Source organism: Devosia albogilva (genome assembly GCF_042685625.1).
Classification (GTDB): Bacteria; Pseudomonadota; Alphaproteobacteria; order Rhizobiales; family Devosiaceae; genus Devosia; species Devosia albogilva.
This window is the reverse complement of sequence record NZ_JBHUNP010000001.1, coordinates 1,112,914-1,138,477: the sequence shown is the minus strand read 5'-3', so window position 1 is coordinate 1,138,477 and position 25,564 is coordinate 1,112,914. Positions and strand designations below refer to the sequence as shown.

The window sequence follows — 25,564 nt, the reverse complement described above, 5'->3', positions numbered from 1 at the left end:
CAGACGGGGCGCCAGTGCGGAAGGGCGAAATGTTGCGGCGGCGCCGGTCAGCCGACCTGCTGGAACAGGCCGGGGTAGGTGGTGACAATGCCGTCGGGGTCCACCTCTAGGACGCGCTCGAAGTTGTCGGGACCCTGGTAGCGGAAGCGGGTGGCGTCGATACGAGTGTAGATCTGCTCCTGGCGCTGGACACTCATGGCGTCGCCGTCGATCCAGGCCATGGCGAAGCGCTGCGGCTGGCCATCGCTCCAGCCGGTTCGCCAGATCGGCAGGGAATTGGTGAGGGGTGTCGGCCAGAGGTCGATGTCGATGCAGCCGCGGAGGTATGCGAGCGGTTCGGCGCGGTCGTCGCTCCAGCCGCCGGCGCCGTCGGAGAAGAGTTCGAGCACTTTGCCATCGGTGCGTTCGATTTTGACGGTACGGACATGGCCGTCGTCATCGAGCTTGAGGCGGTAGAAGAGGCCGTAGCTGGGGGTGATGATCGTGCCGCGGATGCGGGTGTCGCGGCCGTTGGCAATGACGTGGCAGTGCTCGAGCGTGCCGGTGTCGCCGATTCCCTGCCAGCGGATGGTGCGGTTGAGCAGCATGGGTGTGCCCAAAATGAAACCGGCGGGGTGATGCCCCGCCGGTCAGTGAATTCAGAGGGTCTTGGCGAAGGCCGCGGTGACGTCGGCCATGCGGTTCGAGAAGCCCCACTCGTTGTCGTACCAGCCCATGATGTTCACGAAGTTGCCGTCCATCACCTTGGTCTGGTCGAGCAGGATGGTGGACGAGTGCGGGTCGTGGTTGAGGTCGGACGATACCAAGGGGTGCCGGGTATAGGTCATGACGCCCTTCATCGGGCCGTCGGAAGCGGCGACCAGGGCGTCGTTGACTTCCTGGGCGGTGACGTTGCGCTTGGCGATGAACTTGAGGTCGACCAGCGACACGTTCGGGGTCGGCACGCGGATGGAGATGCCGTCGAGCTTGCCCTTGAGCTCGGGCAGGACTAGGCCGATGGCCTTGGCGGCGCCGGTCGAGGTCGGGATCTGCGACAGGGCGGCGGCGCGGGCGCGGTAGAGATCCTTGTGCATGGTGTCGAGGGTGGGCTGGTCACCGGTGTAGGAATGGATGGTGGTCATCATTCCCTTCTCGAGGCCGAAGCTGTCGTTCATCACCTTGGCCATCGGAGCGAGGCAGTTGGTGGTGCACGAGCCGTTGGAGATGACGACGTGCTCGTTGGCGAGCTGGTCGTGGTTGATGCCGTAGACCACGGTCAGGTCGGCGCCTTCGCCCGGGGCGGAGATGATGACCTTCCTGGCGCCCGCGGTCAGGTGAGCCGAGGCCTTCTCCTTGGAGGTGAAGATGCCGGTGCATTCGAGCACGATGTCGACGCCGAGATCCTTGTGCGGCAGCTGGGCCGGATCGCGAACCGCGGTGACCTTGAACTTCTGGCCGGCGGTGGTGATCACGTCGCCATCGACCACCACTTCGTGCGGGAACTTGCCGTGCACGCTGTCGTAGCGGAGCAGGTGGGCATTGGTTTCAACGGGACCGAGATCGTTGACGGCGACGACTTCGATGTCGGTGCGGCCGGACTCAACGATGGCACGGAGGATGTTGCGGCCGATGCGGCCAAAACCGTTGATGGCGACGCGGACTGCCATGTCTTGACGCTCCTGAAGGAGAAATTGGGAGGGAGGGCGCGGGTCTCTTACAACTGCGCCGTCACGGCTTCAACAACGGCGTTGGGCGTAATGCCGAAGTGCTCGTAGAGCTTGTCGATCGGACCGGAGGCGCCGAAGGAGTTCATGCCCACGAAGCGGCCCTTGTCGCCGAGCAGCTTGTTCCAGCTCATCTCGATGCCGGCTTCGACGGCGACACGCGCCCTGGCCTTGCCGAGGATCTCGGCGCGGTAGGCGTCGGACTGCTGGGCGAAGAGCTCCATCGACGGCACCGAGACGACGCGGGCGGAGATGCCCCGCTCGGTGAGCTGCTTCTGGGCTTCGACGGCGATGGCGACTTCGGAACCGGTGGCAAAGATCACCGCATCGGCGTCGGCATCACCCACCAGGGTATAGGCACCCTTGGCCGACTTGTTCTCCGAGGAGAACTCGGTGCGCACGGCCGGAAGGTTCTGGCGCGAGAGTGCAAGGATGGAGGGGGCGCTGGCCTCAAGCGCCAGTTCCCAGCACTCGGCGGTCTCCATGGCGTCAGCCGGCCGGAAGACCAGCAGGCCCGGAATGGCGCGCAGCGCCGAGAGATGTTCCACCGGCTGGTGGGTCGGGCCGTCTTCACCGAGGCCGATGGAATCGTGGGTCATCACATAGATGACGCGCTGGCCCATCAGGGCCGACAGGCGGATCGAGGGTCGGGCATAGTCGGTGAACACCATGAAGGTGCCGCCATAGGGAATGAGCCCGCCATGGAGCGCGACGCCGTTCATGGCCGCCGCCATCTCGTGCTCGCGAATGCCGTACATCATGTAGCGGCCGAGGCGGTTGTCGGCCTGGAAGGGCACGGTCTCGGGCGTGTTGGTGAGATTGGAGTGGGTCAGGTCGGCCGAGCCGGCCAGTGTTTCGGGCAGCGCCTTGTTGATGACCTCAAGCGCCATCTGCGAGGACTTGCGGGTGGCAACCTTCGGCTTGTCGGCGGCGAGCTTCTGCTTGTACTCGGCCATCGCCGCGGCGAAGCCGGACGGCAGCGTGCCGGCCATGCGGCGGGTGAACTCGTCCCTCTTGTCCGACGCGGAGAGGCGGGCCTCCCACTCGCCGCGCAGGTTCTGCGAGCGCTTGCCGGCGGCGCGCCAGCTGTCGAGGATGTTGGCCGGGATCTCGAAGGCGGGGTAGGTGATGCCCAGCGCTTCCTTGGCACCGGCGAGTTCTTCGGCACCGAGCGGAGCGCCGTGGACCTTCTCGGTGCCGGCCTTCTTGGGCGCGCCGAAGCCGATGGTCGTCTTGGCGGCGATCAGGGTCGGGCTGTCGGACTGCTTGGCAGCGTTCAGGGCCTTTTCGATCGCGTCCTGATCATGGCCGTCGATCTCGATGGTGTTCCAGCCGACGGCCTTGAAGCGGGCGATCTGGTCGGTGGAGTCGGCGTTGGAGACCTTGCCGTCGATGGTGATGTCGTTGTTGTCCCAGATCACCACCAGCTTGTTGAGCTTGAGGTGTCCGGCAAGCGAGATCGCTTCCTGGGAAATGCCTTCCATGAGGCAGCCGTCACCCGCGAGCACCCAGGTGTAGTGGTCGACGAGATCGGCGCCGAACTCGGCGGCGAGCTTGGCCTCGGCAACGGCAAAGCCCACCGAGTTGGCGAGACCCTGGCCCAGCGGGCCGGTGGTGGTCTCGATGCCGGTGGCATGGCCGAATTCGGGGTGGCCGGCGGTCTTCGAGCCGATCTGACGGAAGTTCTTCACTTCATCGATCGTCATGTCCTCGTAGCCGAGCAGATAAAGCGCGGAATAGAGCAGCATCGAGCCGTGGCCGGCGGAGAGAATGAAGCGGTCGCGGTCCGGCCAGTGCGGCTGGGACGGATCGAACTTCATCACTTTGGTGAACAGGACCGTGGCGATATCGGCGCAGCCCATGGGCAGGCCCGGGTGGCCGGAATTGGCTTTCTCGACGGCATCCATCGCAAGCGAGCGGATGGCATTGGCCAGTTCGTTCTGCTGGGCAGTATTCGGCATGGGCGAGCGCTTTCGTCGGGGCTGTTCAGGGGGAGCGACGGCGCGGGTGCGCCTCCTCCCAAAAGGCGGGTTTAGGGCATAACAGGTTCGGTTTGCCTGTCAATGACGGGGCCGGCTGCGGTTGCAAAGGCGGGCGGGCTGGGGCAGGCTGAAACCCGCGGAGTCGCGTGGGCGAGTGCTTATGGATCAGGGCGAACTGGAAGACGGCTTGGCAGCGGCGGCGGAGCGGTTCGATCGGGCCCTCGGCCGGCTCGACCAGAGCGTGCGCGATCTCAATGGCCGCCTGCGGCAGCAGCAGCGGATCGAAGTCGATACCCAGCGTCTGGTGCACGAGCGCGCCCGGCTTGCGACCGAACTCGACAAGACTGCCGCGCGCGCCAAGCGGCTCGATGACAGCGCCCATGAAGTTTCGCGGCGGCTGGTCGAGGCCATGGAGACGGTGCGCGCCGTCCTCGCCAAGGCGGAGTAGCAGATGCCCGAGGTCAATGTAGAGATCAACGGCCGGCGCTATCGCATGGCCTGCGAAGAAGGCCAGCAGCAGCACCTGATCGGGCTGGCGAAAAGGTTCAACGACCAGGTCGAGGGCCTCAAGGGTGCTGTCGGGGAAATCGGCGACAACCGGCTGACGGTGATGGCGGGGATCGCCGTGCTCGATGAGCTCGCCGAGGCCGAGCGCCGCATCCGGGCACTCGAGGAGCAGGTAGGCGAACTGACCCGCGCCGGGCAGGAGATCGCCACCGAGTACGAGACGCTGGAGCAACGGTTTGCCGAGCGGCTCGCTGCCGCCGCGGCGAGACTGGAAAGCGTCGCTGACACCCTAGACGCTGCGGCGCCGCTGCCACCGAGCTAGGGCTTGCCGTCGCCGGCAGCAACCGAATCCATGAAGGCCTGCTCCAGATCGAGCTTTTCGAGCATCTCGCGCACCACTGTGTCGTCGAGCTCGAGATTATCGCGGGCCCGAACCAGGCGGATGCGGCGCTCCGCGAGCAGGAGCTGCCCCAGCGCCAGGGCTTCGTCGGTGTCCGGCCCGGCGGGGTGCTCCATCTGGTGGTCGTCGGCTCGGAGCCGCTGCTCCATCTGCGCGGCCAACTGCCGTCCCGAATGGGTGGGATGGGTCTCGCGATATCGGCCGAGCACCGACAAGGCGGTGTCGCGGATCATGGCCTCGGCGCGTTCGCGTTGCTCGGCGGCGAAGCGGCGATGGTCGGGATCGTCGAGCCGGAGCCGGTTGATCAGCCAGGGCAAGGTGAGCCCCTGGATCAGCAGCGTTGCTATCGTCACGAGAAAGGCCAGCGAGATGATCGCCTCGCGGTCGGGGAAATCCGTCCCGTCCCCGACCAGCAGCGGGGTGCCGGCCGCCGCGGCCAGGGTGACAACCCCGCGCATGCCGGTGAACGAGATCACGGTCAGTTCGGCCCAAGAAAGGGGTTTTACCGCCGCCGCCTTGCTGCGCCGCCGCCAGCGCACGACGGCCGCGGTGCCGAACACCCAGGCGAAGCGGATCGCAACGATGGCGAGGAAGATCACCGCAGCGGCAAGCAGCAACTCGCCGAGGTCATAACCGTCTTCGGCGGCTTCGGTGATGACGAAGCGGAGCTGCAGCCCGATATAGGCGAAGACGAAGGTCTCGAGCAGCGTATCGACCGTTCGCCAGAAGGCCTGCTCCTGCAGGCGCTGCCGGTATCCTGACTGAACCGCATGGTGGCCGATCGTGAAGCCCGCGGCGACAACGGCGAGGACGCCGGAAGCGTGCAGTTCTTCTGCCACGAGGTAGGCGACGAAAGGCACCAGAACGGTCATGGCGGTTGCCAGCGGCGGACTGTGCAGCCGGTGATTTACCCACTGCGCGAGATTGCCGATGAGCAATCCGATCACGGTGCCGATCCCGGCCGCATAGAGGAAGTAGAGCGGGATGTTGTCGATAAAAGCATGGGTGCCGGTCGCCATCGCCACCAGCACGGCAAAGAGGGTGAGCGCCGCGGCGTCGTTGATCAGGCTCTCGCCCTTGAGCACCGTCATCAACCCCACCGGGAGCCCGGCACGCCGGCCGATGGTGATGGCGGTGACGGCATCGGGCGGGGCGATGACGACACCGAGGATCAGGGCGGCGAGCGGCAGCATGTCGGGCAGCACCAGCATGGCTGCGCCGGCGGCAACCACCGTGGTGGCGAAGACCAGGAACACGCCGAGGCTGACGATGGCGCCGGCACGACGGCGAAATTCGGCGAAGCTGAAGTCGCGGGCTGCCGAGAACAGCATCGGTGGCAGGACGATGCCGAGGATGAACTCGGGATCGAGTTCAAGATGGGGAATGCCGGGAATGAACGACGCCGCCAATGCGACGATGGCCACGACCAGGGCAGGCTGGCCCCCGCGGCGCTCGGCGATGGCGCTCAGGGCGATGGCGACGATGACGACGACCAGGACGAAAGCGAACACCGGGGTTCCCCATGCAGCGACGTGCTAGGGCGAGTTGACCCCGTTGCGCTGCACGATGCAATTGCCGCCATCGGCCAGCAGGTCGGCGCAGAAGGCATTTGCCTCGTCGCGGGTCGGGAAGCCGACCTGGGCGGAGTGGCGGAGGCGCGTGCCGAGGCTCAGATTGCGCACGGTGACGAGCAGCATCTTGTGCTCTCCGAAGATCGCCGGGTGGGCGGCGCGCTGGCGCTCCCAGGCAGCGCGAGCGATTTCGGCGGAGAAATTCTGCGAGATCAGCACGCCCCAAGGCTGCCACTCACCCGGGGCGCGGCCAAAATCCGGCATGGGAACGGCGCTGGCCATGTCCGTGCAGGCTTCGGTGAACGGCGCCTCGGGATGGAGCGTGAAGTCCACCGGCTCGGGCGCTTCTCCCAACCAGTATTCGATCGGGCGCCCGGTGATGATGGACACGAAGGCCCGGGTTTCCCCAGCCACGCCGCCAGTGCCGGCGAGAAGCCGGCCGATGCGTCCCTCGCCACCGTTGTAGGCGGCAGCGGCGAGGCCGAGATTGCCGAACTTGCGCTCGAGAAAGCGGAGATATTCGGCGGAGCGGACCAGCGCCTCGGCGGGGTCGAAAGGATCGGCGAGGGATCTCAGCGCGGCGGTGGACGGCATGAACTGGGCGATGCCCATGGCGCCGGCGGGGCTCACCGCCTGCGGATCGAAGCGGCTCTCCTGCCAGATCAGGCGGGCAAGGAAGCCTTGCGGCAGCCCGTAGTAGGGAGCGGCGCGGGCGATCGTGTCGCAAACGTCGGAGACATAGCTTTGCTGGCCGATGCAGACGCGCTCGGTGCCGAGCTGAGCGCAGCGGGGGGCGGCGTCTTCAGACACCGCCTCGGCCCGTGCCGGACCCGGTTGATAAAGCAGCGCCAAAGTGGCCATCAGGACGAGCAGGGCACGCATGGCACCAGACTATGCAGGGATGGCCAGGCCGTGAACCGGCACCGGCGTACTGGCCACGAAGACGTGATGCCAAAGGGCCGGGTTCCATCCCTCCACGCAGATTTGCGGGGCTGGTGCCCCTTTCGTGCGCCAGCGAACGGGCCTATATTGCCCATGCTGCCCGGTGCGTGTTGGAGACACATATCCCCGGGGCCTTAATCGATCTTAAGGGAGCTGTCCCTGACCGGGCCCGTGGGCTCGGACATACGGCGCCCACCTACGTGAGTAGGTTCCCGGGATCGATTCTCCCACGGCCAGGGCGGCACCTGATTTCCGAAAGAAGGCGATGGCGGACGCAGCGATCGAAGAGGCCAAGGCCCTGCTGCGGCGGAGGGCGCGAGTCGCACGTGGCGCGCTCAGCCCCGAGGCGCGGACGGAGGCTAGTTCCGCTATCTGCCGAAACTTCTTCGATGGCGTGCCGCTCGGGCCGGACGAGGCGGTGGCCGCCTATTGGCGTGTCCGTGACGAAGTGGATTGCCAGCCCATCCTGATCCGGCTGATGGACAGCGGCCAAACGGTGATCTTGCCGGTCGTGACCGGACCCGACCAACCCCTCGACATGCGGATATGGGAAGCGGGTACTCCGCTGTTCGAGGCGGGTTTCGGCACGCTCGCCCCTTCCGAGCTGGCGCCGCGGCGCGACCCGGATCTGATGTTGATGCCGCTACTGGGGTTCGATGCTTCCGGAACGCGGCTCGGCTATGGCGGTGGGTATTACGACCGCACGCTGGCGCATTTGCCGCGCCGGCCAAAGCTGATCGGGCTGGCTTTTTCCGCACAGGAGCTTGACGCGATCCCGCGTGAGCCGCACGACGTTCCGCTTGATGCCGTGATCACGGAGCATGGCGCGCGGTTTTTCGGCGAGGATAGATGAGGCTGTTGTTTCTGGGTGATGTCGTGGGCCGGTCTGGCCGCGACGCGGTGGCGGAGCGCCTGCCGGGGCTGATCGAGCGGCACGGCTTCGACTTCGTGGTGGTGAACGGCGAAAACGCCAGCCATGGTCGCGGGCTGACCGAGGCGCATTTCCACATGCTGCGCGAGGCCGGGGCCGATATCGTCACCCTGGGCGACCACGCCTTCGACCAGCGCGACACGCTGAGCTATATCGAGCGGGAAACCACGCTGATCCGCCCGATCAACATGCCGGAGGGCACGCCGGGCCGCGGTGCGATGTTCGTCGAAGGCCGCAAGGGGCACCGGGTGCTGGTGGTCAACGCGCTCGGCCGGGTGTTCCTCCCGCCGATCGATGATCCGTTCCGGGCGGTGGAGGCGGCGGTCGCCGCCTGTCCGCTGGGGGAACAGGCCGACGCGATCGTGGTGGACTTCCACACGGAGGCGACCTCGGAAATCCAGGGCATGGGTCACTTCCTCGACGGACGAGTGAGCCTTGTGGTCGGCACCCACACACACATCCCCACCGCGGACCACCGCATCCTCAAGGGCGGCACGGCACTGATGGCGGATGCCGGCATGTGCGGGGATTTCGACTCGGTGATCGGGGTGGATGCCGAGGAGCCGCTGAATCGCTTCCTGACCGGCATCGCCAATGGGCGGTTCACCCCGGCCGAGGGCGAGGCGACGCTGTGCGGGGTGGCGATCGAGACCGGTCCGCGGACGGGGCTCACAACCAAGGTCATGCCGGTGCGCATCGGCGGGGTGCTGGCGCAGGCGGAACCAGCCTTCTAGCGCCGCTTCACAATCGGGCGGGTCTTGCCCTATAAGGCCCCACCATTTCAGCCCAGCCAAACTATCCGGAGTGACCGATGGCCGGCCATTCGCATGCCAAGAATATCATGCACCGCAAGGGCAAGTCCGATGCGGCGCGTTCCAAGGTCTTTTCCAAGCTCGCCCGCGAAATCACCGTGGCGGCCAAGATGGGCATGCCCGACCCGGCGTTCAACGCCCGCCTGCGCCTGGCGGTCGCCAATGCGCGCGCCCAGTCCATGCCCAAGGACAATATCGACCGCGCCATCAAGAAGGCGATGGGCAATGACGGCGAGAACTATGACGAGATCCGCTATGAGGGCTATGGCCCCGGTGGCGTCGCCATCATCGTCGAGACGCTGACCGACAACCGCAACCGCACCGCTTCCAATGTCCGTTCGTATTTCTCCAAGAACGGCGGCGCGCTGGGTGAAACCAACTCGGTCGGCTTCATGTTCGACCGCGTCGGCGAGATCACCTATCCGGCCTCGGTCGGCTCGGAAGACAAGGTGATGGAAGCGGCCATCGATGCCGGTGCCGATGACGTCGAAAGCGACGAGGAATACCATTACATCTACACCACCTTCGAGAGCATGGCCGAAGTGTCGTCGGCGCTGGAGAAGGTGCTGGGCGAAGCGGAGTCGGTGAAGGCGATCTTCAAGCCGCAGAACACCACGCCGATCGATGCCGAAAAGGGCGCGACGCTGATGAAGCTGATCGCCACCCTTGAGGAAGATGACGACGTGCAGAACGTCTATTCGAACTTCGACATGAGCGACGAGGACGCAGCCAAGCTCGCGAGCTGAGCGCCCTCACATCGTGAGCATTTCGGCACCGCGTTCCGCAAGGAGCGCGGTGTTTTCGTCAGGCGATCTGGCGAAGCTCGACGAAGGGGTGGTCGGAGACGTGGACCACGGCGGCACGATTGCGGCCGGACTGCTTGGCGCCATAGAGGCGCTGGTCGGCGATGCGGAACAGTTCCGAGAAGGTGGCGGGCCGGTCGAAGGCGACGCCGCCGATGCTGACCGATAGCGAGCGCTGCCGGCCATCGGGGGTGAAGATGGCGAGGTTGACCGAGCGGCGGATGCGCTCGGCTACGGCCTCGGCGGCGCTCTGGTCGACCGCGGGCAGGAAAACGGCAAACTCCTCGCCCCCCATGCGCCCGACGAGATCGCCGGGGCGGACCACGGCCCGGATAGAACGGGCGATAATGGTCAGCGCTTCGTCGCCGGACTCGTGGCCATAGAGGTCGTTGATGGTCTTGAAGTTGTCGGCGTCGATCATCAGCAGGGCGCCGGTGCCGCGTGCCTGAAGCGTCTCGGTCACCTTGGAGGCGAAGGCGCCGCGATTGAGGCAGGCCGTGAGGCTGTCGGTACGCGCCACGAGCCCCAGCCGCCGGTTGGTGATCGCGAGGCCGCGAAGGCGCATGCCGAGATAGAAGAACAGCGGCGCGCCGAGAAGGATGGGTAACACCACGGCACTGACGATGGCACGGTAGAAGGCGTCCCGGCCGAGATCCTCGAAATAGACGGCGTTGAAGGCCACCGAGATCAGGACGCAGGCGGCGGTTCCGAACACGGTCCAGCGCCCGACACTCGACCAGCTGCGCCAGGCATTGACGGTTTTGTCGCTGTTCATGGCCGGAACAAGCCCCTTCCAGCCAACGACGGATTCGCGCGCGCCGCACGGCGCGACGACACCCTGCTTGTTCTGGTCATTCGTGGTTCCCTGCAATCCCGTCGCCACCATGCGCAAGCGGGTTGAAGGGCGTCTTGTCGAAGCCCCGACATTTTTAGGTATTGTTTCGAAGATAGTGATGGTTGCTGGTTTGTTCACTTCTGGCTTGGTAGGTTCGTGCCATCGGCCTATGGATGGAACATGAGTGAAGCCACCCGAATCATCGGCATCGACCCGGGCCTCCGCCGCTGCGGCTGGGGCATCATCGAGAGCGAAGGCACACGCCTGCGCTTTGTCGGTGCCGGAACCATCACACCGCCGGTCACGGGCGCTCTTTCCGAGCGGCTGTCGGCACTGATGGCGGGGCTTTCGGAAGTGCTCGATCGGTTCTCGCCGGCTGAAGCGGCCGTGGAAGAGACGTTCGTCAATCAGGGCGCCCGTTCGGCGCTGATCCTCGGCCAGGCCCGGGGTGTGGCGCTGGTGACGCCGGCGGCGCGTGGCATCCCGGTGGGGGAATATGCGGCCAACGTGGTCAAGAAGGCCGTGGTCGGCACCGGCCACGCCGAGAAGGAACAGGTTCAGATGATGGTCCGCACCCTGCTGCCGACGGCGAGCTTCAGCGGCGCCGATGCAGGAGACGCGCTGGCGATCGCCATCTGCCACGCCCACCATCGAGTGGCGGCGCGGCGGCTGAGGGCACTGGCATGATCGGCAAGCTCAAGGGGCTCGTCGACAGCTTCGGCGAAGATGTGGTGCTGATCGACTGCGGTGGCGTCTGCTACGAGGCGTTCTGCTCGGCGCGTACGCTGCAGGCGCTGCCACGGGTTGGCGAAGCGGCGGTGGTTTTCATCGAGACAGTCGTGCGCGAGGACATGATCCGCCTTTATGGCTTTGCGACCGAAGCCGAGAAGGCTTGGTTCAACCTGCTGATGACGGTGCAGGGCGTGGGCGCGCGCGTGGCGCTGTCGATCCTATCGGCGCTGTCGCCGTCGGAGCTGTCGAGTGCGGTGGCGCTGCAGGACAAGGCGATGATCGGCCGGGCCAACGGGGTGGGGCCGAAGCTGGCTTTGCGGCTCGTAACCGAACTCAAGGGTAAGGTGCCGGCCATCGGCAGCATCGATGCGGGCACTCTGGGGCTGCAGGCAGCACTCGGTGAGGGCGTCGCCAGCGGCAACGTCGCCGACGCGGTGTCGGCGCTGGTCAATCTCGGCTACCAGAACGCGCAGGCCTCGGCCGCGGTGGCGCGGATCGTCGCCCGCGAGGGTGACGGCACGCCCACCGAGAAGCTGATCCGCCTTGGACTTCGGGAGCTGAGCGCGTGAGTTCGTTGACCTCTGCCACCGCCGGTCGCGACGATCCGCTCGATGTGTCGCTGCGACCCTCCGGTTTCTCAGATTTTGTCGGGCAGGCAGCGGCGCGCGCCAACCTCGAAGTGTTCATCCAGGCCGCCAGGCAGCGCGGGGCGGCTCTCGACCACGTGTTGTTCGTCGGCCCGCCTGGCCTCGGGAAGACCACGCTGGCGCAGATCATCGCCAAGGAACTGGGCGTGGGCTTCAGGGCCACCTCCGGGCCGGTGATCGCCAAGGCGGGCGACCTGGCGGCGCTGCTCACCAATCTCGAAGAACGGGACGTCCTGTTCATCGACGAAATCCACCGGCTGAACCCCGCGATCGAGGAAGTGCTCTATCCGGCGATGGAGGATTTCCAGCTCGACCTGATCATCGGCGAGGGACCCTCGGCGCGCTCGGTGCGGATCGATCTCGCTCGCTTCACGCTGGTGGGCGCAACGACGCGGGCGGGCCTGCTGACGACACCGTTGCGGGACCGGTTCGGCATTCCGGTGCGGCTCAATTTCTATACGCCCGAGGAACTGGTGCAGATCGTCACCCGCGGGGCGCGGCTTCTGGGCATGCCAATGGCGCAGGATGGCGCGATGGAGATCGCCCGGCGCTCGCGCGGCACCCCGCGTATTGCCGGCCGGCTGCTGCGGCGGGTGACCGACTTCGCGCTGGTCGACGGCGCTAAGGAAGTCACCAGCGCCATTGCCGACAAGGCGCTGCTGCGCCTCGACGTCGATGCGCGCGGGCTGGACCAGTTGGACCGGCGCTATCTCACCACCATTGCCGACTTCTATGGTGGTGGACCCGTCGGTATCGAGACCATTGCCGCGGCGCTCAGCGAACCGCGCGATGCCATCGAGGAGATCGTCGAGCCCTATCTCTTGCAGCAGGGCTTCATTCAGCGCACTCCGCGGGGACGCATGCTGACGGGCCTCGCCTTCCAGCATCTCGGCCGCTCCGTTCCGCAGGGCTTTGTCGGTCAGCAGACCTCCCTGTTCGAGGAGCCGGAGGAGTGAGCGCGCGCCACGTGCTCAGCTTTCCGATCGAGGGCCAACGCTTCAACTATCGTGTGGCCGCGGTGATCATCGCCGATGGGCATGTGCTGGTGTCGCGCGAGGATGACGACGACTATGTCATGCTGCCCGGTGGCCGCGTGGAAATGGGCGAGGTCAGTGCGCCGGCGCTTGCCCGCGAGATCGAGGAAGAGCTCGGCATGAGCGGTGCGGTGGGGCCGCTGCTCGCCACCTCCGAGAGCTTCTACCGCCGTGAAGGCGAGGATTTCCACGAGATCGGCTTGTTTTACCGTGCCTCGTTGCCCGAGCACGCCGTTCCGGACGGCAAGGCGCCCTGGCTGGTGCGCGAGGATGAGGGACACGTGCTGTCGAACTTCTGGGTGCCGCTGACCGGCGGCGCCCTGGCTGCCATGAACCTGTTGCCGCGCTGGCTGCCCGGCTTTCTCGAGAGCCTGCCCGCGGAGCCCGTCCACATCGTCCATGACGAACGGGGAGTGACGGCAAAATCCTGAACCGGTTGCGCTGGCCATGGCTCACTCTCGCAGTATTCGCGCTGACGCTGCTGATGGTGGTGGCGCAGACGCTGAATCCGGACGTGCTGACGGCGCTGCAGTGGAATGCCGCGGCGGTCGGTGAAGGAGAATTCTGGCGCATCCTTACCGGCCCGTTCGTGCACAGCAACGGCTGGGGCCAGATCATCTCCAATCTGACCGGGCTGCTGCTGATCGGCTGGCTCGCCGAACAGCAGTGGTCCTGCCGGGCCTGGGCGGCGGCAGCCATCGCCGGGGTTGCCGCAGCGGAGGCGAGCGCAGTCTGGTGGTACCCGGTCGGCGGCGGTATCTCGGTGCTGCTCGGGGGACTGGTGGGGCTGCTGATGGTCGGATGGCTGTTCGACCGGCGCCTGCCTCCATGGTTCCGCTTCGGCGTGCCGGTGGTGTACCTATTGGGTGCCGGATATGTCGTGAGCCTCACCGACATTCATGGGCCGCCGGTTTTTGCGGGTGCCCTTGTCGGGCTCGTGCTTTTGAGCGACAAGCGCGGCCCCGCAACCGCTAGCGGTGCTGAGCCATGACCCAGACACGCCGGATGATCTGCTACGACGAGGACAATCGTCGCTTCCAATTGCGTGCGGCCGGTATTGCGCTGCGCGGAGGCAAGCTGTTGATCCACCGCGGCACGACCGACGCCTTCTGGGCACTGCCGGGTGGGCGTGTCGAATATGGCGAGACCATCGTCGAGACCCTGGAACGCGAAATGGTCGAAGAACTCGGCTGCAGGGTGACGGTGGGACGACTGCTGTTCACTTGCGAGACGATTTTCTCGGCCGGTGAACGACGCCATCACGAGATCGGCTTTTATCATCTGATGAGCGTCCCCGACGACTTCGGCTGCGAAGACGGCATCTGCCATCGCGTTCGGGACGGATTCGCCGATCTCGAATTCCGCTGGATCGATACGGACGAGCCTTCATTGTCGGCAGCACCCGTCCATCCCGCGGCGATGCGGCCATTCCTGGCCGATCTACCCCTAGCGCCCGTTCACCTTACCGATGTCCGGCAGGTGCGAGCGTGAGCGTCCATCACCTGCAAGTCCGCATCTACTACGAAGACACCGACTTCTCCGGCTTCGTCTACCACGCCGCCTACCTCAAGTTCTTCGAACGCGGCCGCACCGAGTTCCTGCGCGACCTCGGAGTGCACCACGCCGAGCTGGCGGAGCAGGGCATTGCCTTCGCGGTGCGGCGCATGCAGATCGATTTCGAGGCGGCGGCGCGGATCGATGATCTGCTCAGCGTCGAGACGGCGGTCGAGGGCGGTAGCGGGGCCCGGCTGGTGCTGAACCAGACGATCCGGCGGGGCGATACGGTGCTGACACGGGCGCGGGTGGAGGTTGCTGCGGTTCGCATCGGCGGCGGGGCGACCCGGCTGCCGAAGAACCTGCTCGAGCGGCTCAGAAGCTGACGCCGCCGACGCTTTGTTAACCATCTCTTGACCATAATCCTGGCAAAGAGCGTCGGTTGAACTGCGGGCGTCGCACAGCCCCGTGAAACAGCCGATTTCTCTTAATTTTGACAGATTTCGCCCGCATCGCCGCAAGCATGCGGGTCGGACAGCCGGAGCCGGGCCGAAAGGATCACGACATGGAAGCCATGGATGCTGTGGGGGCCGCCGCGCCCCACGCGGACCTCTCCATATGGGGCCTGTTCTGGGCCGCCGACTGGATCGTCAAGAGCGTCATGCTGGGGCTGCTCGCCGCCTCCATCTGGTGCTGGGCGATCATCATCGACAAGACCATTACCTATCGGCGCACCGAACGGGCGATGAACCAGTTCGAGCGCACCTTCTGGTCGGGGCAGTCGCTGGAAGAGCTCTATCAGCAGCAGGCCGAGCGGCCTTCGGGCGGGCTCGGGTCGGTGTTCGTCGCCGCGATGAAGGAATGGAAGCGCAGCCACGAGCAGAATGCGGCGAGCTTCGTCGGCATGCAGCAGCGGCTCGACAAGGTGCTCGACGTTGCCATTGCGCGTGAAAGCGAGCAGCTCGAAAAGAACCTCGGGTTTCTCGCGACGGTGGGTTCGGCCGGGCCGTTCGTCGGCCTCTTCGGCACGGTGTGGGGCATCATGAATGCCTTCACCGCCATTGCCGCCTCGTCGAACACCAACCTCGCGGTGGTGGCGGGGCCGATCGCAGAGGCGCTGTTCGCGACTGCCATCGGTCTTGTTGCGGCCATTCCGGCGGTGGTGGCCTACAACAAGCTCTCCTCCGACGCCGGCAAGATGATCGGCCGCCTGGAAGGCTTTGCCGACGAGTTCTCGACCATTCTCAGCCGTCAGCTCGAAGCACGGAGCCGCTGAGATGGGCATGGGCGTAGCAGCAGGCGGGGGAGGCGGCGGTGGCCGCCGGCGCCGCCGCAAGAGCCGGGCGGTGATGAGCGAGATCAACGTGACGCCGATGGTGGACGTCATGCTGGTGCTGCTGATCATTTTCATGGTCGCGGCGCCGATGATGACGGCCGGCGTGCCGATCGACCTGCCCAAGACGGCGGCGAACGAGATGCCGAGCCAGACCCAGCCGATCACCGTTTCGGTCGATCCGGCCGGCGCGATTTACGTGGACGAGAACCAGGTCACTGAAGCGGACCTGGTGAGCACGGTCACCGGCCTTGCCACCGGTGGCACCGAGGACCGCATCTATGTTCGCGGCGACACCACCGCCAACTATGGCTCGGTGATGCGGGTCATGGGGCTGTTGTCGTCTGCCGGCTTCACCAAGATCGGGCTGATCACCCAACCGGAGCAGTAGGACGGGCGAATGCGGACCGGCCTCACCGTTTCCATCGTTGCGCATGTGGCGCTCATCGCCATCGGCCTCGTGAACCTGGGGTTCACCGAGCCGCTGGAGATGACGGTGGATTCGATTTCGGTCGACCTGATCCCGATTTCCGAAGTGTCCAACATCCGCGTCGGCCAACTCGACAGCGAGGTGGTGGAAACACCGACGCCTTCGGCGGTCGACGACGACCAGCCCGCCGAACTGGCGCAGCCAACCGGGACCACCGAAGAGAATCAGCCGGTCCCACAGGCGGCCGATACCCCGACCCCGCAGCCGGTGACCAATACCGCTCCCGCTCCGCCGCCACCAGCTCCCGAGCCGGCTCCCGAACCGGAACCGGAGCCGATCCCAGAGCCTGAACCGCCACCGCCACCGGAGCCCGCTCCCACGCCAGAGCCCGTGCCGGCGCCGCCGCGCGAGGCGCCGGTGCCGCAGACGCGGCCGACGCCACCCGAACCTGCGCCGGAGCCAGAACCCGAGCCAGAACCTGAGCCTGAGCCTGAACCCGAGCCCGAGCCCCAGCCAGAGCCCGAGCCCGAGCCCGAGCCCGAGCCGGAACCCGAGCCCGAGCCCGAGCAGCCGGCGGTGAATGCGCCGGTGCCGATGCAGCGTCCGAGCAATCTGGAGGAGAAGCGCCGCCAGTTCGCCCAGGCGGAGGCCGAGCGCCGCCGCCGCGAGGAAGAAGAGCGTGAACGTCAGCGCGTCGCCGCTGCGGAAGCGGCGGAGCGCGAGTCGCAGGAGGCCGCGTCGCAGGACGAACTGGCGGACCTCGCGGACGAGATCTCCTCGATCATCAACCGCGACGAGACCACCGGCGCAATGACCGGGCAGGGGGGCTCGCCCACGCTGGGCGACACCACCGGCACGGCGGCGACGCTCAGCCAGACCGAGATCGCGGCGCTGGTCGCGCGGATCAAGCAATGCTGGGTGCTGCTGCCGAACGAGCAGACCAGTGGCGTCGAAGTCGTGGTCAACATGCGCCTCAACCAGAATGGAACGCTGTCGGACGTGCCGCGCATTGTCTCGGTCAGCCAGCAGCCGGAAGCCATTGCCGTGGCCCAGAAGGCGGTGAGCGCCGTTGCGGGGTGCGGGCCATACGACATGCTCTCAGCCGCAAGCTACGACCAATGGCAGAATATCAACGTCACGCTGCGTCCGTGATGCCCTCAAAGCGCCGTGTGCCGGTGAGATCGCTGGCCAACGGCAGGAATGGAGATTGACAATGACCCTTCTCACCCGGCGCAACGCCCTCAAGCTTGGCCTGGCTGGCGGGATCGCCATGGCGGCAGCCACGCGGGCTGCAGCGCAGCTCAACATCACGGTGGAAGGCGCGAATTTCCGCCCGCTGCCGATCGCCATCCCGGATTTTGCCTCGTCCGACCCCGCCTTCGGCCGGGAGATCGCCGAGATCGTGCGCAACAATCTGCGCCGCTCCGGCCTGTTCGTGCCGCTCGATCCGGCGCAGCTGCCGGTGCAGGTCGGCGACGTCAACGCCACCCCCGACTTCAACACCTGGCTGCAGGTCAATGTCGACGCCCTGGTGATGGGCGCGGTGGAACGCGGCGGCACCATCAGTTCGTCGGTGCGCGTGTGGGACACCCGCCAGGGCGCGCAGGCGGTGGGTCGCAGCTACAATACCGATCCAGGTTCTTATCGCCGCGTGGGGCACCAGATTTCGGACGCCATCTATGAGGCGCTCACCGGCGGGTCAGGCTATTTCGACACCCGGGTGATCTATGTGGCCGAAAGCGGCCCCAAGGCCAACCGCGTCCGCCGCCTCGCCATCATGGACCAGGACGGCGCCAATGCGCAGTACCTGACCGATGGCTCGTCGATGGCACTGACGCCGCGCTTCTCCCCCAATGGCGACCTCGTCACCTATATGAACTTCGCCGACGGCAACCCGCAGGTCTACCTGCTGCAGTTATCGACCGGCCGTCAGCAGCGGCTGGCATCCGTCGGCGCAATGACCTTCGCGCCGCGCTTCTCGCCCGATGGTGGCACCGTCGCCTTCTCGGTGGAGCAGGGTGGCGCGACCAATATCTATGCCGTTTCGAGCGGTGGCGGGCAGCCGATGCAACTGACCTCCGGTGCAGCGATCGACACCGGCCCGTCCTATTCGCCGGACGGGTCGCGCATCGTGTTCGAGTCCGACCGTGGTGGTTCGCCCCAGATCTACATGATGGGTGCGGGCGGCGGCGAGCCGCAGCGCATCAGCTTCGGCCAGGGTCTCTATTCGACCCCGGTGTGGTCCCCGCAGGGTGACCTCATCGCGTTCACCCGCCAGGGTGGCGGTCAGTTCTCGATCGGCGTGATGAACCCGGACGGCTCCGGCGAACGCCTGCTCTATACGGGCTTTCACGCCGAGGGTCCGACCTGGGCGCCAAATGGCCGGGTCATCATGTTCTTCCAGGATCCGGGCGGCAATGACGGCCCGCGGCTGATGAGCATCGACATCTGGGGCCGCAACCTGCTGACCATTCCCACCGAGACCTACGCGTCCGACCCGGCCTGGTCGGGGCTGCGGACCTAGGACAAGGAGGGCGCGGTGATCCCCAGGGTAACCTTAACCGCGCCCACCCACCGGTCTGTTGCATCCGGGCAACGTCACAGAAAAGCCCGGATTTCGGCCACATTCGCGCCGCGATAGGCAAAGATTTAACCACGCAGACATACCGCCCCTTAAGACTAAGCGCGGTAAATGCCGTGCTTAAGATTGTTGCCTTTCCAGGAGCCCGTCGTGGTCATTCCCGCTCCCCTCAATACCGCCTTGCGTGCCCTCGCAATGCTGTTCCTCGTGGTGGTCGTTGCCGCGTGTTCGCGGACGCCCAACACCATGCCGACCGGCGTCGGCAATCTCGGCCCGGGCGGTGGCGCTCCGGGCAGCCAGCAGGAATTCCTGGTCACCGTCGGCGACCGCGTGTTCTTCGAGACCGACTCGTCCTCGCTGACCGCCGAAGCCATGGCCACCCTCGACAAGCAGGCCGCCTGGCTCAACCAGTACCAGAACTACCGCATCCTGATCGAAGGCCATGCCGACGAGCGCGGCACCCGCGAGTACAACATCGCCCTTGGCGCCCGCCGCGCCTCGGTTGTGGTGAACTACCTCGTCTCCAGGGGTGTGAACGCACAGCGCATTACCTCGCAGAGCTTCGGCAAGGAACGCCCGGTCGCGATCTGTAACGACATCTCGTGCTGGTCGCAGAACCGCCGCGCCGTCACCGTGGTCCAGTAAGACCACCTACCAGATCCAGTGCAAACTGGAGGCAAGAGCGCCCGGTGCCGGAGACGGCCCGGGCGCTTTGTTTTGACCAAATTTGGTCTTTATCGGCTGGCAGGGGATCACCATGTGTGGGCAGCACACCCTGTCCTCGGAGGCACCGCTTGACGTTTTCCGCACTTGCGAAGGGAGGCCGGGCCGCGCTGTGCGCCGTGGCCATGGCCCTCGGCATCGTTCCCGCCGTCTCGGCACAATCCAACCTGCCGCCGGGCGAACTCGGCGGGCTGAGCTACAACAACACCGAGCCTGGCCGATTGCTGGTGGCGCAAGCCGACAGCGCGCAGTTGATGGTGCGCATCCAGCAACTTGAAGAGCAGATCCGCCAGCTCAACGGGCAGGTGGAGGGCCTCACCTTCCAATTGACGCAGATGCAGGAACTGGTGACGCGCCTCGAGCAGAACACCAATGGACGCCTGCAGGCGCTGGAAGGCGGTGGCTCGGGAAACGCTGATGCGGCACCGGCAGCGGGCGGCGCGACGCAGCCCCAGGCGGCGCCGCAGGACCCAGCCGATGTGCCCGAAACCGACATCCCGCCGCAGGGCGTGGTGCCGCTGCCGGGTGAGGTCGAATTCGATCCGACCTTTGATGATGGGTCGGTTCCCACCGACGAAGTTGGCGAATCCTCGGATCCCCTGGTTGGAACCGGAGCAGGTGGTGCGGTCGATCTCGCCACGGGCCAGCCGCTCGACCTGAGCTACGATCCGTCGGCGAACCCCTCCGGGAACGCCGATGCGGATGCGCAGTTTCAGGCGGGCTATGAGGCCCTGATGCAGGGCGACTACGCCTTTGCCGAGGACCAGCTCACCCAATTCCTCGAGCTTTACCCGAACAATCCCAAGGCAACGGACGCGGCCAATTGGCTGGGTGATGCGCTGATCTACCGCGCGGCCTATACGGAAGCCGCTGCTGTGCTGCTGGACGCCTATCAGAAGGCGCCGGACAGTCCGCGCGCGCCCGACCTGCTGCTCAAGCTCGGCGTATCGTTGTCCGGTGCGGGAGAACGTGATGTCGCCTGCCGGACCTTTTCGCAGGTCAGCGATCGCTACACCAATGTGACCCCGGCCTTTGTCGCGCGATTGGATGCCGAGAGGGCCAAGGCGCAATGCCCGCCCGCCTGAATCCCGACCTGGGTGATGCAGACACGCTGGCGCGGCTCTTTGCCCCCGTCGCCGATGAACCGGCGATCGGTCTTGCCGTGTCGGGTGGAGCGGACAGCCTGGCGCTGATGCTGCTCGCCCACCGTTGGGCATCGAGCGGTTCTGCACCGCGGCTGGTGGTCTATTCGGTCGACCACCGCCTGCGGCCGGAAGCTGCGGCGGAGGTCGCCATGGTGCTGGAGATCGCACAACGCCTCGGCATGGAGGCGCGGGGCCTCACCTGGACCGATACCAAGCCCACGACCGGCCTGCAGGAGGCGGCACGCACCGCCCGCTACCGGCTGATTGGCGAGGCCATGGCAGCGGACGGCGCCACGGTCTTGCTGACGGCCCATCACCGCAGTGATCAGGCCGAGACGGTGCTGATGCGGTTGGCGCATGGTAGCGGCGTTGAGGGGCTCAAGGGTATCGCGGCGCTGTCCCGCGTCGTCGGTGTGCGGGTCTTCCGCCCGTTTCTCGACGTCGATCGCGAGGCGCTGCGGCGTGTCGTCGTGGAGGCCGGTATCACGCCGGCCGCGGATCCATCCAACACCGACAGCAGCTATGAACGTGTGCGCTGGCGCCAACTGATGCCGCATCTGGCGGAGCTCGGGCTCGATGCCGATACGCTGGCGGGTTTCGCCGAGCGCATGGCCGAGACGGACCAGGTGCTGACGCAACTCGCGGATGCGGCGTTCAGCGAATTGGTGCTGCTCGATGGGTTCGGCGCGGCGCGGATCGAACAGGATCGTTTCGTCGCGCTCGGCGCAGCTGTCGGAACGCGCGTGCTTGGTCGGGTACTCAACATCGTCGGGGGACGGCAGAAGCCGCGCGCGCTTGGACAAGTCGAGCGTCTGCGGGCGCAGATCGCCGGCGGCTCCTTGCCGCGCTCCACGACTCTGTGCGGCTGTGTGGTCCGGCTCAAGGACGCAGCGGTGGCCGTTGCTCGCGAACCCGGGCGCAGCCTGCCGCCTGACGCGGTGCTGGCGCCCGGCGGCGAACTGGTGTGGGACGAGCGCTTCCGCATCGTCAACGGCACCGGGGCCGGCCTCACCGCCGGCGTCGCCGACTACCTGCCGCGGCATCGCCTCGAGGAGGTGCTCGGGTTCAAAGTGACTGCTCCCGCGGAAGCGATCCGCACCGCGCCGATCGTGCGCGATGCAGAAGGCGGCGTCGTGTCGCTCGGCGGCTGGAGCTTCGACGAGCGACTGACGGTGCAACTGCTGATCGACTAGCCGGTGTAGGCGGTCTCGACTCCGGCGCGACTAGCTATGGAGGCTAACCAGCGTTCTCTACGAAACCGTCTCGTGTGCACCGCATTAACCCCGTCGCGATAAAATGACTGGACGGGGGCGGCTCTGGACCGCAGGTGTTGCCCTTGTAACGCCCCATTGCGAGGCATACATTTGCGGCACACAGCGACGCTGGCCGCTTCCAAGCCGGTATCTCCGGGACAGGATTGATGAACGGAAACTTCCGCAACTTCGCCATCTGGCTGGTCATACTTTTCATGCTGATGGGCCTGTTCCAGGTCTTCCAGTCCTCCACGCGGTCGATCTCCGTATCGGACAAGAGCTACTCGCAGTTCGTCTCCGACGTCGATGCCGGCAGCGTCACCTCTGTGACCATCACCGAGAACATCGTCACCGGCACGCTGCGTGACGGCACCCGCTTCGAGACGGTGCTGCCCGAAGGCACCGACGTGGTGTCGCGCCTCGAAGATCGCGGCGTTGCCATCACCGCGCGGGCGCCGGAATCGAGTCCTTTCTGGTCGATCCTGCTGTCGAGCTGGCTGCCGTTCCTGGTCATCATCGGCGTGTGGTTCTTCTTTATCCGCCAGATGCAGGGTGGTGGCCGTGGCGGCGCCATGGGCTTCGGCAAGTCGCGTGCCAAGCTGCTGACCGAGACTCAGGGCAAGGTGACGTTCGAGGACGTTGCTGGCGTCGACGAGGCCAAGCAGGATCTAGAGGAGATCGTCGAATTCCTGCGCGACCCGGGCAAGTTCCAGCGCCTCGGTGGGCGTATCCCGCGCGGCGTGCTGCTGGTCGGCCCTCCGGGTACCGGCAAGACGCTGCTGGCGCGCTCGGTAGCCGGCGAAGCCAATGTGCCGTTCTTCACCATTTCCGGTTCGGACTTCGTGGAAATGTTCGTCGGCGTGGGCGCATCGCGCGTCCGCGACATGTTCGAGCAGGCCAAGAAGAACGCACCCTGTATCATCTTCATCGACGAAATCGACGCCGTCGGCCGCCAGCGTGGCGCTGGTCTCGGTGGCGGTAACGACGAGCGCGAGCAGACCCTCAACCAACTCCTGGTCGAGATGGACGGCTTCGAGGCCAATGAGGGCATCATCCTCATCGCCGCGACCAACCGCCCCGACGTGCTCGACCCCGCGCTGCTGCGTCCCGGCCGCTTCGACCGCCAGGTCGTGGTGCCGAACCCGGATGTGTCCGGTCGCGAAAAGGTGCTCAAGGTTCACGTCCGCAAGGTGCCGCTGGCGCCCGACGTCGACCTCAAGGTGCTGGCCCGCGGTACGCCCGGCTTCTCCGGTGCCGACCTGATGAACCTCGTCAACGAGGCGGCCCTGATGGCGGCGCGGCGCAACAAGCGCTTCGTCACCCACCAGGAGTTCGAAGACGCCAAGGACAAGATCATGATGGGTGCCGAGCGCCGCACCATGGCCATGTCCGAGGACGAGAAGAAGCTGACGGCCTACCATGAAGCGGGTCATGCCATCATCGCGCTGAAGCTTGCGGGGCTCGACCCGATCCACAAGGCCACCATCATCCCGCGCGGTCGTGCGCTGGGCATGGTGATGACCCTGCCGGAAAACGACAGCTACTCGTTCAGCCGCGAGAAGGCGCTGGCGCGTCTCGCCATGCTCTTCGGTGGCCGCGAGGCCGAGATCAAGAAGTTCGGCCCGATCAAGGTGACGTCCGGCGCTTCCGGCGACATCCAGATGGCCACCAATCTGGCCCGCTCCATGGTCATGGAATGGGGCATGAGCGAACGGCTGGGCCGTGTGCGGTATCGCAGCAATGACCAGGAAGTGTTCCTCGGTCATTCGGTGACCCAGTCGCAGCACATGTCCGACGAGACGGCCAAGCTGATCGACGAGGAAGTGCGCCTCCTGATCGAAGGGGGCGAAGCCAAGGCGCGCGAGATTCTCACCACCTATGAGAAGGAGTGGGAGGCAGTTGCCCAGGCGCTGCTCGAGTTCGAAACCCTCACCGGCGACGAACTGCGCGACCTGATGGAAGGCAAGCAGCCTGTGCGGCCCGATGATTCTGGTCCGTCTGCGCCCAAGGCCAGCGGCGTTCCCGCTGCCGGCAAGCCGGGGCGGAAGCGCCCCGACGCTCCGCCGGAGCCTGGTCTCGAGCCGCAACCCAACGGCTGATGCGATCCAGGGCCACCCCACAGGGTGGCCCTTTCGCTACAAGAGCTGCAGATTGGTGCAGCCGCGACGCGGCTGCCCCTTTTGCATTAACCGCCTCTCCGGTATTTCGCTGGAAAGTGGTATCATCCAGTGCGCACCAGCTGGGGCGAGGGAAACATGGCCAGAAAATATTTCGGCACGGACGGCATCCGTGGCCTGGCGAACGGCAGCAAGCTGACGCCGGAACTCGCGCTCAAGGTGGGAATGGCCGCCGGTGTCAAGTTCGTGCGCGGGGATCATCGCAATCGCGTGGTGATCGGCAAGGACACCCGCCGGTCGGGCTATATGCTCGAACAGGCGCTGACCGCCGGCTTCACTGCCGTGGGGATGGATGTCTACCTGCTGGGGCCGATGCCGACCCCGGCCGTGGCTATGCTCACCCGCTCCCTACGTGCCGATCTCGGGGTGATGATCTCGGCCTCGCACAACCCTTTCGATGACAACGGCATCAAGCTGTTCCGGCCCGACGGATACAAGCTCAGCGATGAAATCGAACTCGAAATCGAGCGCCTGATCGACGGCGACATGACCTCGATGCTCGCGCATGGCCGCGAGATTGGACGTGCTCACCGCGACGAGGAAGCCCGCACGCGTTATATCGAATACGCCAAGCGGACGCTTCCACGCGGCATGGACCTGGCGGGGCTGCGGGTGGTGCTCGATTGTGCCAACGGTGCTGCCTACAAGGTCGCCCCGCTGGCGCTTTGGGAACTGGGCGCCGACGTCGTGCCGATCGGCGTCGAGCCGGACGGCTTCAACATCAACCACAAGGTTGGCTCCACGGCCCCCGAGGCGGTCGCGGCAAAGGTCAAGGAAGTGCGCGCCGATATCGGTATTGCGCTCGATGGCGATGCCGACCGGGTCATCATCATCGATGAAAAAGGCCAGGTGGTCGACGGCGACCAGTTCATGGCAGTGATCGCCCAAAGCTGGAAAGACCGCGAAATGCTGATGGGCGGCGGGATCGTCGCCACCATCATGTCCAATCTCGGGTTGGAACGCTATCTGACGGAAATCGGGCTGACGCTGGAACGCACGCAGGTAGGTGACCGCTATGTGCTCGAAGCCATGCGCTCCAAGGGCTTCAATGTGGGTGGCGAGCAATCCGGCCACATCATCCTGTCGGACTTCACCACCACTGGCGATGGCCTCGTGGCCGCGCTGCAACTGCTGAGCGTGTTGAAGCAGTTGGACCGGCCCGCGTCCGAGGTGTGTGCCCGCTTCACCCAGGTTCCGCAACTGCTGAGGAACGTGAAGTTCAAGTCTGGCAAGCCGCTGGAGAACAAGCTGGTCCTGGCAGCCATCGCCGATGCCCAGGCGCGCCTTGGCACATCGGGTCGCCTTGTGGTGCGCCCTTCCGGTACCGAGCCGGTGATCCGGGTGATGGGTGAAGCCGATGACGCGGCGCTGGTGAGCGCCGTGGTCGGGCAAGTCGAAGCGGCCATTCTGGACGTCGCCTGACTGTCCGCACAGCAACTATTAGGGTTAAGGCGCAGGGTTAAGCGGGTTTTAAGAAGTTTGCGCAAATATTGCCACGAGAGCGACTGAAGTCGTGGCAATCCGAGGAT

Annotated in this window: 27 protein-coding genes and 1 other RNA gene; 22 read left to right on the top strand and 6 right to left on the bottom strand. The window is 65.9% G+C overall.

The window, feature by feature from the left end; all coding sequences use genetic code 11:
• Positions 1–47 precede the first annotated feature (47 nt).
• From ACFSX5_RS05730 to tkt, 3 genes are read right to left on the bottom strand one after another with little or no spacing between them, the layout of a single operon-like run.
• A complete protein-coding gene (locus ACFSX5_RS05730; RefSeq protein WP_386832326.1) occupies positions 48–587 on the bottom strand; it encodes a putative glycolipid-binding domain-containing protein in 540 nt (179 codons plus the stop codon).
• 51 nt (positions 588–638) lie between these two features.
• Positions 639–1,646: a type I glyceraldehyde-3-phosphate dehydrogenase gene (gene gap, locus ACFSX5_RS05725; protein ID WP_386832325.1), complete on the bottom strand. Its 1,008-nt coding sequence runs from the start codon at positions 1,644–1,646 to the stop codon at positions 639–641.
• Between the two features lie 47 nt (positions 1,647–1,693).
• Positions 1,694–3,664 (bottom strand): transketolase, encoded by a 1,971-nt coding sequence (gene tkt / locus ACFSX5_RS05720; RefSeq protein ID WP_386832324.1) that lies wholly within the window; start codon positions 3,662–3,664, stop codon positions 1,694–1,696.
• 181 nt (positions 3,665–3,845) lie between these two features.
• On the opposite strand from tkt, the gene ACFSX5_RS05715 reads away from it, so the two are divergent.
• Complete coding sequence (locus ACFSX5_RS05715) at positions 3,846–4,133, top strand: DUF4164 family protein (protein ID WP_386832323.1); 288 nt, start codon at positions 3,846–3,848, stop codon at positions 4,131–4,133.
• 3 nt (positions 4,134–4,136) lie between these two features.
• Positions 4,137–4,514 (top strand): cell division protein ZapA, encoded by a 378-nt coding sequence (locus tag ACFSX5_RS05710; protein ID WP_386832322.1) that lies wholly within the window; start codon positions 4,137–4,139, stop codon positions 4,512–4,514.
• Here ACFSX5_RS05710 and ACFSX5_RS05705 read toward each other — a convergent pair.
• Positions 4,511–6,103, bottom strand: coding sequence for a cation:proton antiporter (locus ACFSX5_RS05705; RefSeq protein WP_386832321.1), 1,593 nt, complete (start codon positions 6,101–6,103; stop codon positions 4,511–4,513). The genes ACFSX5_RS05710 and ACFSX5_RS05705 overlap by 4 nt on opposite strands.
• A 24-nt stretch (positions 6,104–6,127) precedes the next feature.
• Positions 6,128–7,045, bottom strand: coding sequence for a lytic transglycosylase domain-containing protein (locus ACFSX5_RS05700; RefSeq protein WP_386832320.1), 918 nt, complete (start codon positions 7,043–7,045; stop codon positions 6,128–6,130).
• A gap of 150 nt (positions 7,046–7,195) precedes the next feature.
• On the opposite strand from ACFSX5_RS05700, the gene ssrS reads away from it, so the two are divergent.
• The 4 genes from ssrS (at position 7,196) to ACFSX5_RS05680 (ending at position 9,594) form a co-directional block, all read left to right on the top strand.
• Positions 7,196–7,354, top strand: a non-coding RNA gene (ssrS, locus tag ACFSX5_RS05695) — 6S RNA.
• A 16-nt stretch (positions 7,355–7,370) separates the two neighbouring features.
• Complete coding sequence (locus ACFSX5_RS05690; protein WP_386832319.1) at positions 7,371–7,958, top strand: 5-formyltetrahydrofolate cyclo-ligase; 588 nt, start codon at positions 7,371–7,373, stop codon at positions 7,956–7,958.
• Positions 7,955–8,770 (top strand): TIGR00282 family metallophosphoesterase, encoded by an 816-nt coding sequence (locus ACFSX5_RS05685; protein ID WP_386832318.1) that lies wholly within the window; start codon positions 7,955–7,957, stop codon positions 8,768–8,770. The genes ACFSX5_RS05690 and ACFSX5_RS05685 overlap by 4 nt, the downstream gene beginning before the upstream one ends.
• Before the next feature lie 77 nt (positions 8,771–8,847).
• On the top strand, positions 8,848–9,594 hold the full coding sequence (locus tag ACFSX5_RS05680) for a YebC/PmpR family DNA-binding transcriptional regulator (protein ID WP_386832317.1): 747 nt from the start codon (positions 8,848–8,850) through the stop codon (positions 9,592–9,594).
• A 58-nt stretch (positions 9,595–9,652) separates the two neighbouring features.
• On the opposite strand, the gene ACFSX5_RS05675 is transcribed toward ACFSX5_RS05680, so the two are convergent.
• Positions 9,653–10,426: a GGDEF domain-containing protein gene (locus ACFSX5_RS05675; protein ID WP_386832316.1), complete on the bottom strand. Its 774-nt coding sequence runs from the start codon at positions 10,424–10,426 to the stop codon at positions 9,653–9,655.
• A gap of 240 nt (positions 10,427–10,666) precedes the next feature.
• Here ACFSX5_RS05675 and ruvC point away from each other — a divergent pair, with 240 nt between their 5' ends.
• The 16 genes from ruvC to glmM all read left to right on the top strand — a co-directional run bounded on the left by ruvC (position 10,667) and on the right by glmM (position 25,457).
• The gene (gene ruvC, locus ACFSX5_RS05670) at positions 10,667–11,173 is read left to right on the top strand and encodes a crossover junction endodeoxyribonuclease RuvC (RefSeq protein ID WP_386832315.1); all 507 of its coding nucleotides are present in this window, start codon (positions 10,667–10,669) and stop codon (positions 11,171–11,173) included.
• On the top strand, positions 11,170–11,787 hold the full coding sequence (gene ruvA, locus ACFSX5_RS05665; protein WP_386832314.1) for a Holliday junction branch migration protein RuvA: 618 nt from the start codon (positions 11,170–11,172) through the stop codon (positions 11,785–11,787). The genes ruvC and ruvA overlap by 4 nt, the downstream gene beginning before the upstream one ends.
• Positions 11,784–12,821 (top strand): Holliday junction branch migration DNA helicase RuvB, encoded by a 1,038-nt coding sequence (gene ruvB / locus ACFSX5_RS05660; protein ID WP_386832313.1) that lies wholly within the window; start codon positions 11,784–11,786, stop codon positions 12,819–12,821. The genes ruvA and ruvB overlap by 4 nt, the downstream gene beginning before the upstream one ends.
• Complete coding sequence (locus ACFSX5_RS05655; protein ID WP_386832312.1) at positions 12,818–13,330, top strand: NUDIX hydrolase; 513 nt, start codon at positions 12,818–12,820, stop codon at positions 13,328–13,330. The genes ruvB and ACFSX5_RS05655 overlap by 4 nt, the downstream gene beginning before the upstream one ends.
• Before the next feature lie 5 nt (positions 13,331–13,335).
• Positions 13,336–13,890 carry a rhomboid family intramembrane serine protease gene (locus tag ACFSX5_RS05650; protein ID WP_386832311.1) on the top strand — a complete coding sequence of 185 codons (555 nt, stop codon included), beginning with the start codon at positions 13,336–13,338 and terminating at the stop codon, positions 13,888–13,890.
• Positions 13,887–14,390, top strand: a complete 504-nt coding sequence (locus ACFSX5_RS05645; protein ID WP_386832310.1) for an NUDIX hydrolase — start codon at positions 13,887–13,889, stop codon at positions 14,388–14,390. The genes ACFSX5_RS05650 and ACFSX5_RS05645 overlap by 4 nt, the downstream gene beginning before the upstream one ends.
• The gene (gene ybgC, locus ACFSX5_RS05640) at positions 14,387–14,779 is read left to right on the top strand and encodes a tol-pal system-associated acyl-CoA thioesterase (protein WP_386832309.1); all 393 of its coding nucleotides are present in this window, start codon (positions 14,387–14,389) and stop codon (positions 14,777–14,779) included. Before ACFSX5_RS05645 ends, ybgC begins: the two co-directional genes overlap by 4 nt.
• 188 nt (positions 14,780–14,967) lie before the next feature.
• Positions 14,968–15,669 (top strand): protein TolQ, encoded by a 702-nt coding sequence (tolQ, locus tag ACFSX5_RS05635; RefSeq protein ID WP_386835585.1) that lies wholly within the window; start codon positions 14,968–14,970, stop codon positions 15,667–15,669.
• Position 15,670: 1 nt separating this feature from the next.
• Positions 15,671–16,117, top strand: a complete 447-nt coding sequence (gene tolR / locus ACFSX5_RS05630) for a protein TolR (protein ID WP_386832308.1) — start codon at positions 15,671–15,673, stop codon at positions 16,115–16,117.
• 9 nt (positions 16,118–16,126) lie between these two features.
• Positions 16,127–17,308, top strand: coding sequence for a cell envelope integrity protein TolA (locus ACFSX5_RS05625; RefSeq protein WP_386832307.1), 1,182 nt, complete (start codon positions 16,127–16,129; stop codon positions 17,306–17,308).
• A gap of 61 nt (positions 17,309–17,369) precedes the next feature.
• Positions 17,370–18,680, top strand: a complete 1,311-nt coding sequence (tolB, locus tag ACFSX5_RS05620; RefSeq protein WP_386832306.1) for a Tol-Pal system beta propeller repeat protein TolB — start codon at positions 17,370–17,372, stop codon at positions 18,678–18,680.
• Between the two features lie 207 nt (positions 18,681–18,887).
• On the top strand, positions 18,888–19,382 hold the full coding sequence (gene pal / locus ACFSX5_RS05615; protein WP_386832305.1) for a peptidoglycan-associated lipoprotein Pal: 495 nt from the start codon (positions 18,888–18,890) through the stop codon (positions 19,380–19,382).
• Between the two features lie 149 nt (positions 19,383–19,531).
• On the top strand, positions 19,532–20,545 hold the full coding sequence (gene ybgF / locus ACFSX5_RS05610; protein WP_386832304.1) for a tol-pal system protein YbgF: 1,014 nt from the start codon (positions 19,532–19,534) through the stop codon (positions 20,543–20,545).
• Positions 20,530–21,798, top strand: coding sequence for a tRNA lysidine(34) synthetase TilS (gene tilS, locus ACFSX5_RS05605; RefSeq protein ID WP_386832303.1), 1,269 nt, complete (start codon positions 20,530–20,532; stop codon positions 21,796–21,798). The genes ybgF and tilS overlap by 16 nt, the downstream gene beginning before the upstream one ends.
• A 227-nt stretch (positions 21,799–22,025) precedes the next feature.
• Positions 22,026–23,957: an ATP-dependent zinc metalloprotease FtsH gene (gene ftsH, locus ACFSX5_RS05600; RefSeq protein WP_386832302.1), complete on the top strand. Its 1,932-nt coding sequence runs from the start codon at positions 22,026–22,028 to the stop codon at positions 23,955–23,957.
• A 156-nt stretch (positions 23,958–24,113) separates the two neighbouring features.
• A complete protein-coding gene (glmM, locus tag ACFSX5_RS05595; protein ID WP_386832301.1) occupies positions 24,114–25,457 on the top strand; it encodes a phosphoglucosamine mutase in 1,344 nt (447 codons plus the stop codon).
• Positions 25,458–25,564: the final 107 nt, after the last annotated feature.

Coding starts and splice junctions, on each gene's coding strand:
- ACFSX5_RS05730 (WP_386832326.1), bottom strand. CDS start 587: ATGCTGCTCAACCGCACCATCCGCTGGCAGGGAATCGGCGACACCGGC.
- gap (WP_386832325.1), bottom strand. CDS start 1,646: ATGGCAGTCCGCGTCGCCATCAACGGTTTTGGCCGCATCGGCCGCAAC.
- tkt (WP_386832324.1), bottom strand. CDS start 3,664: ATGCCGAATACTGCCCAGCAGAACGAACTGGCCAATGCCATCCGCTCG.
- ACFSX5_RS05715 (WP_386832323.1), top strand. CDS start 3,846: ATGGATCAGGGCGAACTGGAAGACGGCTTGGCAGCGGCGGCGGAGCGG.
- ACFSX5_RS05710 (WP_386832322.1), top strand. CDS start 4,137: ATGCCCGAGGTCAATGTAGAGATCAACGGCCGGCGCTATCGCATGGCC.
- ACFSX5_RS05700 (WP_386832320.1), bottom strand. CDS start 7,045: ATGCGTGCCCTGCTCGTCCTGATGGCCACTTTGGCGCTGCTTTATCAA.
- ACFSX5_RS05690 (WP_386832319.1), top strand. CDS start 7,371: ATGGCGGACGCAGCGATCGAAGAGGCCAAGGCCCTGCTGCGGCGGAGG.
- ACFSX5_RS05685 (WP_386832318.1), top strand. CDS start 7,955: ATGAGGCTGTTGTTTCTGGGTGATGTCGTGGGCCGGTCTGGCCGCGAC.
- ACFSX5_RS05680 (WP_386832317.1), top strand. CDS start 8,848: ATGGCCGGCCATTCGCATGCCAAGAATATCATGCACCGCAAGGGCAAG.
- ACFSX5_RS05675 (WP_386832316.1), bottom strand. CDS start 10,426: ATGAACAGCGACAAAACCGTCAATGCCTGGCGCAGCTGGTCGAGTGTC.
- ruvC (WP_386832315.1), top strand. CDS start 10,667: ATGAGTGAAGCCACCCGAATCATCGGCATCGACCCGGGCCTCCGCCGC.
- ruvA (WP_386832314.1), top strand. CDS start 11,170: ATGATCGGCAAGCTCAAGGGGCTCGTCGACAGCTTCGGCGAAGATGTG.
- ACFSX5_RS05645 (WP_386832310.1), top strand. CDS start 13,887: ATGACCCAGACACGCCGGATGATCTGCTACGACGAGGACAATCGTCGC.
- tolQ (WP_386835585.1), top strand. CDS start 14,968: ATGGATGCTGTGGGGGCCGCCGCGCCCCACGCGGACCTCTCCATATGG.
- tolR (WP_386832308.1), top strand. CDS start 15,671: ATGGGCATGGGCGTAGCAGCAGGCGGGGGAGGCGGCGGTGGCCGCCGG.
- ACFSX5_RS05625 (WP_386832307.1), top strand. CDS start 16,127: ATGCGGACCGGCCTCACCGTTTCCATCGTTGCGCATGTGGCGCTCATC.
- tolB (WP_386832306.1), top strand. CDS start 17,370: ATGACCCTTCTCACCCGGCGCAACGCCCTCAAGCTTGGCCTGGCTGGC.
- tilS (WP_386832303.1), top strand. CDS start 20,530: ATGCCCGCCCGCCTGAATCCCGACCTGGGTGATGCAGACACGCTGGCG.
- ftsH (WP_386832302.1), top strand. CDS start 22,026: ATGAACGGAAACTTCCGCAACTTCGCCATCTGGCTGGTCATACTTTTC.
- glmM (WP_386832301.1), top strand. CDS start 24,114: ATGGCCAGAAAATATTTCGGCACGGACGGCATCCGTGGCCTGGCGAAC.